Source organism: Verrucosispora sp. SN26_14.1 (genome assembly GCF_004307965.1).
GTDB lineage: Bacteria > Actinomycetota > Actinomycetes > Mycobacteriales > Micromonosporaceae > Micromonospora.
This window is the reverse complement of record NZ_SISL01000151.1, coordinates 1-12,720: the sequence shown is the minus strand read 5'-3', so window position 1 is coordinate 12,720 and position 12,720 is coordinate 1. Positions and strand designations below refer to the sequence as shown.

Genomic DNA, 12,720 nt, shown 5'->3' with positions numbered 1-12,720 from the left:
GGCGGAGGCCGCCGAGGAGCTGCTGGGCCGGGCGCTGCCGGTCGGGGCGGGCGTGTCGGGGGCGTACGCGTCCGGCGGTCAGCTCGTCGACGACGTGGACGTGGACCGCGCGATCCTCTGGGAGGTGCCCGACGCCCTGCCGTCCACGCCGCTGTACGCGTGGCTGGCGGGGGAGGCGGGTGTCATCCGTACCCTGCGCCGGCACCTGGTCGCCGAGTGCGGCCTGGACCGGCGGGCGGTGGCCTTCATGGGCTACTGGCGGCACGGCCGCGCCGACCCCTCCAGCTGAACCCGGGCGGCGCGGCGGTCAGGCCAGCGGGTGCGAGATGCCCCGGGCGTGGTCGGTCAGGGCCGCACCGACCACCGTCGCCTCCAGCGGCAGGACCTCCAGGCAGCGGCGGACCGCGATCGCCATCAGCGTGTTCGGCACCCGCATGGAGAGCGTGCAGTGCGGCACCCAGTGGCCCGGCCGGTAGTGCTCGACCAGCTCGACCCCGGCACCGGTGAGCCGGTCGTGCACCAGCCGGTGGTGCGTCAGCAGCTCCGTGGTGGGTGTCGGGCCCAGCCAGAGCACCCGGCCGACGAACTGGCCGGCGTGCTGGAACGACAGCCGCAGCGGCGCCGCCACGACGGTCCCGGCCAGCGCCGCCGCCACCTGCTCCGGGTCGAGACGGGGCGCGACCGCCAGCGAGACGTGCGGCCGGTGCCGCTGCTCCAACAGGGACCGCAGGCTCTGCACCCCCTCGGCCTCCAGGGCGTCCCAGAGCACCCGGATGCGGCGGGTGGCGACGGTGTCCAGATAGAGCTCCAGCGCGGCGACCACATGATCACTGTAGGCGGACCGTCCCTCACGGCACGATGACCGCCCGACCCTCCAGCGTGCCGTCCTGCATCCGGCGGTACGCGTCCATCGCGTCCTCCAGGCCGAACGTGGTGGTCTTCGGACGGACCAGTCCGCGTGCCCCCAGGTCGAGCACCTCGATCAGCTCCGGCCGGCTGCCCCAGTACGTGGTCTGCACACTGGCCTCGTACGGGACCGTGAAGAAGCCCACGGTCAGCGAGCCGCCGCCGATACCCACGACGGTCAGGTCGCCGACGGTCCGCACCACCGAGACGGCGAGCTTCAGGGTGGGGTCCGCCCCGACGAAGTCGAGCACCACGTCGGCGCCCCGGCCTCCGGTGATCGTCCGGATCTCGTCGGCGGTGCCCGCACCGGAGCGCAGCGTCAGGTCCGCGCCGCACTCCTGCGCGAGCCGCAGCGCCTCGTCCCGGGTGTCCACCGCGACCACCCGGGTCGCGGTGGTGGCCTTGAGGATCTGCACCCCCACGTGCCCCAGACCGCCTACGCCGATCACCACCGCCGTACTGCCCGGCACCAGCTTCGGCCAGGACCGGCGGATCGCGTGGTACGGCGTCAGCCCCGCATCGGTCAACGGTGCCGCCTGCGCCGGGTCCAGCCCGTCCGGCAGCGGCACCACGAGCCGGGCGGCGGGCACCAACTCGTACTCGGCCATGCCGCCGTCCAGACCCAGACCACCGCCGCCACCGGGCACCGGCGCGGCGGCCGGGTTCTCGCAGTAGTTCTCGGCGCCGACCCGGCAGCGGGCGCAGGTCCCGCAGCCCCACGGCCCGTACACCGCGACCGGCTGACCCACCTCCAACCCGGTCACCCCGGCACCGAGGGCGTGCACCCAGCCGGCGTTCTCGTGCCCCAGCACGAACGGCGGCCCCCACGGCAGGGTGTCCGAGTCGAAGTCGTGCATCAGGTGCAGATCGGAGTGGCAGGCACCGGCACCACCGATCTTCACCACCACCTGACCGGGGCCGGGCGTCGGCTCGTCGATCTCGACCAGTTCCGGTTCGCTCTTCCAGGCGGGCAGCCTCAGCGCGCGCATCTGTCGCCTCCTTCGTCCACCGGCTGCCTCCCCGGCGCGCGGCGGAACAAACCCGAGGACGACCGGCGCCCCACCGGTTGCCGATCCGTGCCACCGGCGGTCCACTGAACTACATGAGTGTCATGAAGGTGGGCACGTCCTCCTGGGCCGACCGGACGCTGGTGCGCTCCGGGTGGTACCCGCGCGAGGTGAACACCCCCGCCGGCCGCCTGGGCCACTACGCCGAGCGGTTCGCACTGGTCGAGGTGGACACGTCGTACTACGCCGTCCCGGCACCGGAGACCGTGCACGGCTGGGTCGACGCCACCCCCGACGGCTTCACCTTCGACGTCAAGGCGTTCAGCCTCTTCACCGGCCACCCGACGCCGGTCGCCACCCTCCCGGCCGACCTGCGCCCGAGTGACGGCCCGGCCCGGGTCCGCCGACGCGACCTGCCGGCCGAGGCGTACGACGAGCTGTGGCACCGGTTCCGGGCGGCGCTGGCGCCGCTCGTGGCGGCCGACCGGCTCGGCGCGGTGCTGTTGCAGTTCCCGCCGTGGCTGACCCGGGGCGACGCGGCCCGCCACCGGATCGCCGAACTGGCGTCCCGCTGCCGGCCCTGGCGGGTCGCCGTCGAACTCCGCCACGCGTCCTGGTTCGACGGTGCGGCGGCGCTGGAGACGCTGGCCTTCCTCCGCGAGCACGACCTGACCCACTGCGCCGTCGACATGCCGCAGGGCCACCCCAGCTCGGTGCCGCCGATCCCGCTGGCCACCGCCGGGCTGGCGATGATCCGGTTCCACGGGCACAGCACCGCCTGGGACGGCGGCGACAAGGAGGAACGCTTCCGCTACGCCTACGGCGACGAGGAACTACGCCGCTGGTCGGAGCTGCTCGTCGACCTCGCCGACCAGGCCGACGAACTGCACGTGCTGTTCAACAACTGCTGTGCCGGCCAGGCCCAGCGCGACGCGGAACGGATGGCCGGGCTGCTCGGCGTACCGGCGGCCCGGTCCGTGCCGTCCTGACCGGACGCTCCGGTGCCCGCCGCGTCGGCGACGGGCACCGGGACGCGGTGCGGTACTCAGCCGTGCCAGGACCCTTCGGTGTGCATGCCGGTCGCCTCTTCCAGCGCGTTGTCCGGCAGATCCTCGCCGGCCACGTCGTCCGGGAACGGCCGCCTCGGCGGCGCCGGGTCCGGGGGTGCGCCCGGTCCGGCCTCGGGCGTACGGGTCGGCTCCACCGACCCGAACCCGTGCCGACCCTCGGGCCACTGCCCGGCCCCGTCCGCCGCCCGCCGTTCGCCCCGCCGTCCCTCGGGCACCGCGGTCTCCTCGCTGCCCTCGTCCATCGGCGAGTGCTCGCCGGCACCCCACGGCGGGTCGGCGTCGAAGCCGTCGGTGGTGCCCCAGGGCGCGACGCTCCCCGGTCCCCGGTCCTGCCTGTCCCTGTCGGTCATGGCCACCTCGCCTGTCGGTACGCCCGGCGGTCGCGGTCGGAACGCGCGTCGTGCCGGTGGGCCGTCAGCGGCCGTTCATGGCCATGTGCCGCCGGACCGCGTGCATCGCCGCCATCCCGCCGGCACCCTTGCCCATCCGGCCCGGCGCGTGCGCCAGGCCGTTCGCCCGGCCGAAGATGCCGCGCAGCACCTGGCCGGGCTTCTGCTGCTCACCCATGTACGCGGTGACCACGATCAGCGCGCCGGTCAGCGCCGGGATGGCCCACTGGAGCATCCGCAACTGGCGCTGGCTGGCGGCCACGTGCGCCGGGGTCTGCCCGTTGGGCTCGGTGACGCCCTGCACCGACGGCGCACCGGCCTTGGCCAGACGCATGCCGAGCAGCCGGCTGTAGCCGGTCACCGCCAGCGCGCCGACGGTCAGCGCGGTCTTCACTGCGCTGGCCCGGCCGACGCCCCGCTGGGCGGCCATCCGCGGGCTCTCGGTCACCAGTTCACCGACCGCGCCGGCCAGGTGCGCGCCGATCGCGGCGGCGTTGACCGGCGTCCACCGGGTCCAGCCGGTCGAGGCCGTCGGAAGTCGTTTGGTCGAGTCGTCGATGCGGGCCGCGGCGCCGTTGACGCCGAACGCTCCCATCAGGGAGCCGCCGAACCAGGCCGCCAGGCCCAGGTCGTGCATCGAACGTAGTGCGGTGTGGTTGTCAGACATCAGGTCCCCCTCCGCCGTGTTGGGCGCAGCGGCTTACCCCGGTCCGCACCGGCTAATCCACGCCGGAGGGGGCCGCCCCGACGCGCGGGTGGTCGCGTCGGGACGGCCCCTGGTGGTGACTCAGGAGACGCTGATCGTGCCGTTCGAGGCGCGTACGCAGGCCACCGAGCGGGCGGCGGTGGTGGACGCCCCGGTCAGGCACTGGCCGAGCACCTGGTGCCCGGCGGCGTTCGGGTGCCACGACTCCTGGCAGGTCTGGAAGTGGGTCACGCAGGTGTTGGCGATCCGCTGGATGGCGATCTTGTCCTTGCCGGAGAGGCTGGTGACGAAGGTGCCGTTGGGCGGGTTGTCCTGCAACCGGATCGGAGTGGCGAGGGTGCCGGTCGGGCTGTTGGTCCGCTCGCAGAGCCGGGCGCCGTCGAAGGCCCGCTGCACGTTGAGATAGACCAGGTCGGCGCCGGGGAACTCGGCGGCCAGCGTGCTCCGGGTGGAGCCGACGATGGTGCCGAGGCCCTGCGAGAAGCGGTGCCCGGGAGCCAGGCTGGCGCGGTGGATCGGGCAGCCGGCCGCGTACCGCTCGGCACCCAGCGCGCGGAACTTGTCCCGCGTGTCGTCCCGGCTGTCCTCGGAGTGGTACCCGGCCTCCAGCTCCAGCGGCAGCGGGTTGGTGTAGTCCTGGAGCACCACCCGGTGCTGGCCGTCGGCGTCCACCTCGCGCAGCGTGGTCAGGATCTGCCGTACGGCGGCGGTGGTCTCGGCGGTGGCGGCGCTGAGCTGCGCCGGGGTCGCCAGGTCGGCGTCGGTGCACGGTTTCTGCTCCACCGGCCCGTTCAGGTACGCCCAGAACTCCCACCAGCCCGTCCAGGCGTCCGCGATGAACCGGTTGGCGCACTTCTCGGCGACCCCGCCGAAGGTGAAGGAGCTGTTGTTGGAGCCGAGGCCGATCAGCACCAGGTCGATGTCGTGGGTCTGGGCGACCGTGCGGAGCTGGTCGAGCTGCGCGGCGACCTGACGCCCGTTGGTGCGGGCCGACGAGGCGGCGGCGATGTCGTGCGGCTGGCCGCCGGAGCAGGCCAGGTTGAACCGGGCCTGGATGCCGGGCAGTGACGCCTGGTGCAGCGATGCGTTGCCGGAGCGGTGGCAGAAGAAGGCGTCACTGTTCGGCGCGGTCCACCCCGGGAATCCGCGCGCGACGCCGGTCGAGTCGACCACCGGCTGGTAGGCCCCGGCCCCTTCGCCGCTGATGAAGCTGTCGCCGAGGGCGACCGCCGCGGTGGGTAGGGCCGCCGCGGCGGGGGCGGACGCGGCGACGGTGGTGGTGAGGGCCGCTGTGGCGATGGCCAGGGCCAACGCGGCGGTACGACGCAACCCGGACATGGCTTCCCCATCCGTTCATGGAAATATGAAAGATCCTCTTGAGCGGTGATGACATCACGCGGGTGTGACGCACGTCAACCATGGGAAACATGAGTGGCACCGGGACGCCAGGGACGGCGTGGGCGGACCCCCGGACCACCCGCACCGGCGGCCCGGGCATAACACCGGAGACCCGGACGTTGACCGCGGCAAGGTCCACCAGCAGCACCGCCACGCGGCGTGCCGCGTGGGTGTCCGCTCGGCTTGTCGGGGCGTGCGGCTACGCTCGCTGCGGCGTGCCCGCGCCGGGCCGACCGCCGACGGTGCGGTGCAGCACATCGCCGAGACCGGGGAGTACGACCAGTTGACCGCAGAGCCTGAGACCCTGTACGGGGCCGACGACCTCACCCACCTCGAGGGGCTGGACGCCGTTCGCAAGCGTCCCGGCATGTACATCGGTTCCACAGACAGCCGTGGCGTGGGCCACCTCGTCAACGAGATCCTCGACAACTCCACCGACGAGGGTGTGGCCGGTCACGCCACGAAGGTCGAGGTCACCCTGCATGCCGACGGCTCGGTGCAGGTCGACGACGACGGGCGTGGCATCCCCACCGACGTGCACGCCCGCTCCGGCATCTCCGGCGTCGAACTGGTCCTCACCCGGCTGCACGCCGGCGGCAAGTTCGGCGGCTCCGGCTACAAGACCTCCGGCGGCCTGCACGGGGTCGGCGCCTCGGCGGTCAACGCGCTCTCCCGCCGCTTCGACGTCACCGTCCGTCGGGGCGGCAAGGTGCACACCATGTCGTTCCGGCACGGTGTGCCGGGCATCTTCGACGGCGACGGCCCGGACGCGTCCTTCACCCCCGGCCCGGGGCTCCAGGTCGTCGGCGGGGTCAAGCGCGGCCAGCGCACCGGCACCTCGATCCGCTACTGGCACGACCCCCGCTACTTCGAGACCGGCGCCGCCCTTGACCACGACGCGGTCCGGGCCAAGCTGCGCCACACCGCGTTCCTGGTCCCCGGCGTCAGCTACCTCCTGCGCGACCACACCGGCGAGCAGCCCACCGAGGAGCGGTTCCACTACCCGAACGGGCTCACCGACATGGTGGACTTCCTCGCCCCGACCGGTGACCGGCCGGTCTCCGGCACCCTGCTGGTCACCGGCGAGGGGACCTACCGCGAGAACGCCGCCGACGCCAACGGTGTGATGCAGTCCAACGTGCAGCGGCGCGCCGAGATCGAGGTGGCCTTCCGCTGGGGCACCGGATACGAGCGCACCGTCGAATGCTTCACCAACACCATCCGCAACGCGCACGGCGGGACACACCGCAAGGGCTTCGAGCGGGCGCTGGCGCGTACGCTCGCCGACGCCGTCCGCAACACCCGGGGTCTGCTCAAGGCCAAGGAGGACGCGCCCACCCTGGACGACGTCCTGGAGGGCATGACCGCGGTGGTGCACGTGCGGGTGCCCGAGCCGCAGTTCACCTCGCAGACCAAGGACGAGCTCTCCACCGCCGGTGTGGTCAAGGTGGTGCAGGGGCTGGTCGAGCAGCACGTCAAGTCCTGGCTGGACGACCGCAGGACCAAGACCGAGGCGCGGACGGTCCTCCAGAAGATCGTCGACGCGGCCCGGGTGCGGCTGACCCAGAAGCAGCAGAAGGACGCCGCCCGGCGCAAGACCGCCCTGGAGGGCGCGTCCATGCCGCCCAAGCTGGTCGACTGCCGCGCCGCAGGTATTGACAGGAGTGAGCTTTTCATCGTCGAGGGCGACAGCGCATTGGGCACAGGGCGACTTGCCCGCTCTGCGGAGTATCAGGCGCTACTGCCGATCCGGGGCAAGATCCTGAACGTGCAGAAGGCCAACCTCCAGCAGGTGCTGGACAACGCCGAGTGCGCCGCGATCGTGCAGGTCCTCGGCGCGGGGTCGGGGCGTACCTTCGACCTGTCCTCGCTGCGGTACGGCCGGGTGCTCATCATGGCCGACGCGGACGTCGACGGCGCGCACATCCGGACGCTGCTGATCACCCTCTTCGCCCGCTACATGCGACCGTTGATCGAGTCGGGCCGGCTCTACGCCGCGATGCCGCCCCTGCACAAGATCACCACCAAGGGGCGCAACCCCGAGACCATCTACACCTACACCCAGGCGGAGATGGAGGCGACGGTCCGCAAGCTCGCCTCGGCCGGCAAGCAGATCGTCACCCCGGTGCCGCGCTTCAAGGGTCTCGGTGAGATGGACGCCGACGAGTTGTGGGAGACCACGATGAACCCGGCCACCCGGTCGGTGCGCCGGATCACCATCGACGACGTCGACGCCGCCGAACGGATCCTCGACCTGCTGATGGGGGAGAAGGTCGAGCCGCGCCGCAACTGGCTGATCGACTCCGCCGACCGCGTCGACCGCGACGCCATCGACGCCTGACCACCGGGTTCTGGAAGGAAAGCTGAGCCATGGCACGCCGCAAGGACACCAAGGTCGACCACTCCGCGTTCGACCGGGCCGGCGCGCGGATCGTCGACAACCCGCTGGTCACCGAGGTCTCCGACTCCTACCTGGAGTACGCCTTCTCGGTCATCCACTCGCGCGCCCTGCCGGACGCGCGGGACGGCCTCAAGCCGGTGCACCGGCGCATCCTCTGGTCGATGTACGAGCAGGGCTACCGGCCGGACCGGGCGCACGTGAAGTCGGCCCGCATCGTCGGCGACACGATGGGTAAGTACCACCCGCACGGCGACAGCGCCATCTACGACGCGATGGTGCGGTTGGCGCAGGACTTCTCGCTGAACACCCCACTCATCGACGGGCATGGAAATTTTGGGAGCCCGGACGATGGACCGGCAGCGTCGCGTTACACCGAGGCTCGGATGTCGCGGGAGGCGATGCTGCTCGTCGGCGAGCTGGGTGAGGACACCGTCGACGTCGAGCCCAACTACGACGGCTCGCTGACCCAGCCCACCGTGTTGCCGGCCGCCTTCCCGAACCTGCTGGTCAACGGCGCCTCCGGCATCGCGGTCGGGATGGCGACGAACATGATCCCGCACAACCTCGGCGAGGTGGTCTCGGCGGCCCGTTGGCTGATCCGGCACCCGAACGCCACCCTCGACAAGCTGATGGAGTTCGTGCCCGGTCCCGACCTGCCCACCGGTGGTCTGCTGCTCGGCCTCGACGAGGTGCGCCGGGCGTACGAGACCGGGCGGGGTGTGGTGCGGATGCGCGGCAAGGTGGAGATCGGCCCGCTGGAGGGCAGCCGGGGACGGCAGGCGATCACCGTGGTCGAGCTGCCGTACGGCGTCGGTGCGGAGAAGGTCATCGCGGCGATCACCAACGAGGTGAACAAGACCAAGCGGCTGACCGGCATCGCCGACGTGAAGGACCTGACCGACCGGGAGAGCGGCACCCGCCTGGTGGTGGAGTGCAAGGTCGGGGTCAACCCGCAGGCGCTGCTCGCCGACCTCTACCGCCTCACCCCGCTGGAGCAGTCCTTCGGCGTGAACAACCTGGTACTGGTCGACGGTCAGCCGCGCACCCTGGGGCTCAAGGAGCTGCTGGAGGTGTTCCTGGCGCACCGGTACGAGGTGGTGACCCGGCGCAGCGCGTACCGCAAGCGTAAGCGCGAGGAGCGGCTGCACCTGGTCGACGGCCTGCTGATCGCGCTGCTCGACATCGACAAGGTGGTCAAGCTGATCCGGGCCAGCGAGGACGCCCCGGCGGCCAAGAGCGGCCTGATGCGGCAGTTCACACTCTCCGAGATCCAGGCGACCTACATCCTGGACACTCCGCTGCGCCGGTTGACCAAGTTCGACCGGTTGGAGCTGGAGGCCGAGCAGGAGAAGCTGCGCGGGGAGATCGCCGAGCTGTCCACCATCCTGGACGACGAGAACGTGCTCAAGAAGGTCGTCTCCGACGAGCTTGCCGCGGTGGTGAAGCAGTTCGCGGCGCCGCGTCGGACGACGCTCGTCGACGGCGACCTCAAGGAGGTGCTGGCGGCGTCCGTGCCGGCCGGGCCGCTGGAGGTGGCCGACGACCCGTGTCAGGTGATCCTCTCCGCCACCGGGCTGGTGGCGCGTACCGCCGCCGAGTCGGAGGAGGCCGCCGAGGGGCGGCGTCGGCACGGCCGGGTCAAACACGACGCGGTACGCGCGCTGGTGCACTCCACCGCCCGGGGTCGGGTGTTGCTGGTGACCAGTGCGGGGCGGGCGTTCAAGGTCGACGTGCTGCCGCTGCCGGTGCTGCCGGAGCAGGCGGGCACGGTGTCGTTGCGGGGCGGGATGTCCGCCGCCGAGCTGGTGCCGTTGGCGCCGGGGGAGACGGTGGTGGGGCTGGCGCCGCTCGGTGCGACCGCCGAGGGTTCGCCCGGTCTGGCGCTGGGGACCCGGCAGGGTGTGGTCAAGGTCTGTGCTCCCGACTGGCCGGTGCGCTCGGACGAGTTCGAGGTGATCGGCCTGCGTGCGGGTGACGAGGTGGTCGGAGCGAGCTGGTTGACCGACGGTGCGGAGACGTTGGCGTTCCTGACCAGTGCGGCGTCGCTGTTGCGCTTCCCGGCGGGCACGGTGCGTCCGCAGGGGCTCAAGGGCGGCGGCATGGCGGGGATCGCGCTGCCGGGTGACGCGCAGGTGGTGTACTTCGGTGCGGTGCGCACCGACGATCCGGAGCACGGTGAGCCGATGGTGGTCACCTCCACCGGCGGCACGGTGAAGGTGACGCCGTTCGCGGCGTACCCGGTGAAGGGGCGGGCGACCGGCGGGGTGCGGGCGCAGCGGTTCCTCAAGGGGGAGACCGACGTGGTCGTCGGCTGGATCGGTCCGCGTCCGGTGGGTTCCACGGTGAACGGGGAGCCGGTGGAGTTGCCGGCCGCCGATCCGCGCCGGGACGGCTCCGGTTTCGCCGTCATGCTCGGCCCCACGGTCATCGGTCACCAGATCGACCGCGACTGATCCGCGCCGACGGGTGCGGGTGAGCGGAATCTACGGCACCACCTCCACCGTGTGGAGGTGGTGCCGTGTCAGGTACGGCCGCTGTCGAGCTGAGAGCGCCAACGGATCGCGTTGCCCGGGCCGTCGGTGGGGCATCCGCGTCGCCTCCCTGACCTGCTGGTCGGTCGTCACCGGCCCCTGATAGCACGTACGGCTCAGCTCGACAGTGACCGAAGGAGACCATCCCCCCACACCTTGCTCCTGTCGGGATGCGGCGCTACGGGACCTGTGCGATCCATTGGTGGTCGAGGGCGTCGAGCATCGCGTCGACCACCCGACCCCGACCGCGCCCGTCCACGGCCGCGTGGGCCCGGGCCGAGAGGGCGGCCCGGCGTACGCCGCTGGTGAGTAGCTCGTCCAGGGTCCGGAGGGCGGCGGTCCGGGTGGTGTCGTCGGTGCGGAGGTCCGGCAGTTCGCCGAGTCCGGCGGCCAGCCCGGCGGCGGCCACCCGGCGGTACGACTCGCGTTGGTTGTCGACCACGCAGACCAGCGCCGACGGGGCACCGAGGCAGCAGAGTTCCCAGGTCGAGGTGCCAGCCGCGCTGACCACCAGGTCGGCGGCGGCGATCATCTCCGGCAGGGCGCCGGTGGGCGGCACCGGCCGCAGCGACTGGCCCGGTCCGGTGGTCAGCGCGGTGAGTCGCCCGGTGACCTCGGGGCGCCCGACGACGACGGTGAGCGTCATCGGCCGCCCGGTGGCCAGCAGCAGCTCGGCCAGGACCGGTGCCGCTGCGGCCGCGTCGGTGCCGCCGAAGAAGGCCAGCACCGAGGGCCGGTCCACCTGCGTCGCCGGGCGGGGCGTCGCCGGCCGGGCGGCCAGCACCGAGTCGCGCAGCAGGGCGTACGCGCTGCCGGCCAGCAGCCGTCCGGAGGTCACCATGTCGGCGCCGAAGTTCTGGTCCAGGAACAGATCGGCGTCCTGCCCCCGGGTGTCGCCGTCGACGACGGCCAGGGTCAGCACCCCGGCCCTCCGCAGCGCGTGCGCACCGGCCGGGTCGAGGTCGTACGAGTCGAGCACCAGCACGTCCAGGTCGTGCCGGCGGGCCGCGCGGACCAGTCCGTCCGGGGTGTCCGGGCCGGGACGCAGCGGGATGCCCCGGGCGGCGAGGTGACCGGCCGCCCAGCCGACGGTCACCGTGCCGAACACCTCGACGGTGGCACCCCGGGCCAGGAGTTCCTCGCCGAGGGCGAGACAGCGGACCAGGTGCCCGACGCCGCGCTGCGGGTCCGCGTCGCAGCGCAGACCGACTCGTACCGTGCTCAGCATTCCTCCAACCGCTTCTGCCGCACGTCGGCGTTGAGCGCCCGCACCTCCGGCCGCCGGTCGAGCCAGTCGGCGAGCGTGGCCAACGGCACGGCGACGTCGCCGAAGTGCGCCGCCACGGCGCTGACCAGCTCCCAGTCCGGCTCGGTGTCGAGGGTGAGCCGCAGCCGGGACCGGTCCGGTGGGAGGGTGACGCCGAGCACCCGGAAGCGCTCCGGATGAGCGTACGCGTACGAGGTGACGTGCACCCGGTCATGGCCGGTGGCGAGCGTGTCCACGGTCCGCAGCGCCTCCGTGCGGATGATCTCCACGTCCAGGCCGCGTGGCAGCGTACGGGCGATCGACGTGCTGGCGTAGTCCAGGCCGGGCACCGCCCGGTACACCGAGGCGACCAGCGTGACGATCTGCGGGTCGAGCAGCGGGCAGTCGGCGGTGAACCGCATCACCGCCTCGCCCGGGTGGGCGTCGAGCGCGCCGACGAAACGGGCCAGCACGTCGTCGACGGGTCCCCGGTGCCAGGCCACCCCGAGCCGTTCGCACTCGGCGACCACCGCGTCGTCGCCGGGGTCGGTGCTGGTGGCGACCACCAGGTCGGCGAGGACTCCGCTGTCCTGTGCGGCCCGCACCACCCGGCCCAGTACGCTGCGTCCGGCGAGGGGACGCAGCACCTTGCCGGGCAGCCGGGAGGAGCCCATCCGGGCCTGCACCACGCCCACGATCCGTTCGGTCACGACTGGTCCGTCCGCTTGGGTTGCTGGGGCGTCAGGGCGGCACTGACGCGCCGCTTCGCGGCCCCCGCGCCTCGGCGGGCCAGCCGGGCCGGGGTGACGGCGAGCCGACCCACCCGGTAGCTGAGCGAACCGCTGAGCAGGTTGATCGTCGCCTCGGTCCGGCGCAGCGCGCGTTCCCGCGAGGTGAGCAGCTCCTCGGTCCAGGCCAGCAGCGCGGCCATCCGGGTGTTCTCCTCGCGCTGGCGTCGCCACGCCTCGTGGAGCTGCTGGTAGCTGCGGGGACCGGGCGGCGGGTCGGTCGGGGTGACCGCGCGCAGGTGGGCGTCGAGGTCGGCGCGTCCGGCGGCGTCCAGCCC

Annotated in this window: 11 protein-coding genes and 1 pseudogene; 4 read left to right on the top strand and 8 right to left on the bottom strand. The window is 72.7% G+C overall.

Annotated elements, in window-relative coordinates; translation table 11 throughout:
- On the top strand, window positions 1–289 hold a 289-nt coding region (locus tag EYA84_RS15355; protein WP_161594977.1), incomplete at its 5' end, for an SIP domain-containing protein.
- 18 nt (window positions 290–307) lie between these two features.
- On the opposite strand, the gene EYA84_RS15350 is transcribed toward EYA84_RS15355, so the two are convergent.
- Both EYA84_RS15350 and EYA84_RS15345 read right to left on the bottom strand, forming a co-directional pair.
- Window positions 308–823: a 2'-5' RNA ligase family protein gene (locus tag EYA84_RS15350; RefSeq protein WP_131053753.1), complete on the bottom strand. Its 516-nt coding sequence runs from the start codon at window positions 821–823 to the stop codon at window positions 308–310.
- A gap of 25 nt (window positions 824–848) precedes the next feature.
- On the bottom strand, window positions 849–1,895 hold the full coding sequence (locus tag EYA84_RS15345) for an NAD(P)-dependent alcohol dehydrogenase (RefSeq protein ID WP_131053752.1): 1,047 nt from the start codon (window positions 1,893–1,895) through the stop codon (window positions 849–851).
- 113 nt (window positions 1,896–2,008) lie between these two features.
- On the opposite strand from EYA84_RS15345, the gene EYA84_RS15340 reads away from it, so the two are divergent.
- Window positions 2,009–2,902 carry a DUF72 domain-containing protein gene (locus EYA84_RS15340; protein WP_131053751.1) on the top strand — a complete coding sequence of 298 codons (894 nt, stop codon included), beginning with the start codon at window positions 2,009–2,011 and terminating at the stop codon, window positions 2,900–2,902.
- Window positions 2,903–2,958: 56 nt separating this feature from the next.
- Here EYA84_RS15340 and EYA84_RS15335 read toward each other — a convergent pair whose 3' ends face one another.
- From EYA84_RS15335 to EYA84_RS15325, 3 genes are all read right to left on the bottom strand, one after another.
- Entirely contained in the window at window positions 2,959–3,333 is a 375-nt protein-coding gene (locus EYA84_RS15335; RefSeq protein ID WP_131053750.1) for a hypothetical protein, read from the bottom strand.
- A 64-nt stretch (window positions 3,334–3,397) separates the two neighbouring features.
- On the bottom strand, window positions 3,398–4,039 hold the full coding sequence (locus tag EYA84_RS15330; protein ID WP_131053749.1) for a hypothetical protein: 642 nt from the start codon (window positions 4,037–4,039) through the stop codon (window positions 3,398–3,400).
- 120 nt (window positions 4,040–4,159) lie between these two features.
- Window positions 4,160–5,416 carry a hypothetical protein gene (locus EYA84_RS15325; RefSeq protein ID WP_131053748.1) on the bottom strand — a complete coding sequence of 419 codons (1,257 nt, stop codon included), beginning with the start codon at window positions 5,414–5,416 and terminating at the stop codon, window positions 4,160–4,162.
- Between the two features lie 343 nt (window positions 5,417–5,759).
- Here EYA84_RS15325 and EYA84_RS15320 point away from each other — a divergent pair, with 343 nt between their 5' ends.
- Together EYA84_RS15320 and EYA84_RS15315 are read left to right on the top strand one after the other, a co-directional pair.
- On the top strand, window positions 5,760–7,817 hold the full coding sequence (locus tag EYA84_RS15320) for a type IIA DNA topoisomerase subunit B (protein WP_131053755.1): 2,058 nt from the start codon (window positions 5,760–5,762) through the stop codon (window positions 7,815–7,817).
- Window positions 7,818–7,846: 29 nt separating this feature from the next.
- Window positions 7,847–10,330 (top strand): DNA topoisomerase (ATP-hydrolyzing) subunit A, encoded by a 2,484-nt coding sequence (locus tag EYA84_RS15315; RefSeq protein ID WP_131053747.1) that lies wholly within the window; start codon window positions 7,847–7,849, stop codon window positions 10,328–10,330.
- A 256-nt stretch (window positions 10,331–10,586) separates the two neighbouring features.
- Here EYA84_RS15315 and EYA84_RS15310 read toward each other — a convergent pair whose 3' ends face one another.
- The 3 genes and pseudogenes from EYA84_RS15310 to EYA84_RS15300 all read right to left on the bottom strand — a co-directional run.
- Complete coding sequence (locus tag EYA84_RS15310; protein WP_131053754.1) at window positions 10,587–11,633, bottom strand: PseG/SpsG family protein; 1,047 nt, start codon at window positions 11,631–11,633, stop codon at window positions 10,587–10,589.
- Entirely contained in the window at window positions 11,630–12,364 is a 735-nt protein-coding gene (locus tag EYA84_RS15305; protein WP_131053746.1) for a cytidylyltransferase domain-containing protein, read from the bottom strand. Before EYA84_RS15305 ends, EYA84_RS15310 begins: the two co-directional genes overlap by 4 nt.
- Window positions 12,361–12,720 (bottom strand): annotated as a pseudogene (locus tag EYA84_RS15300) (class I SAM-dependent methyltransferase); the annotation flags it as partial. The pseudogene EYA84_RS15300 and the gene EYA84_RS15305, both read right to left, overlap by 4 nt.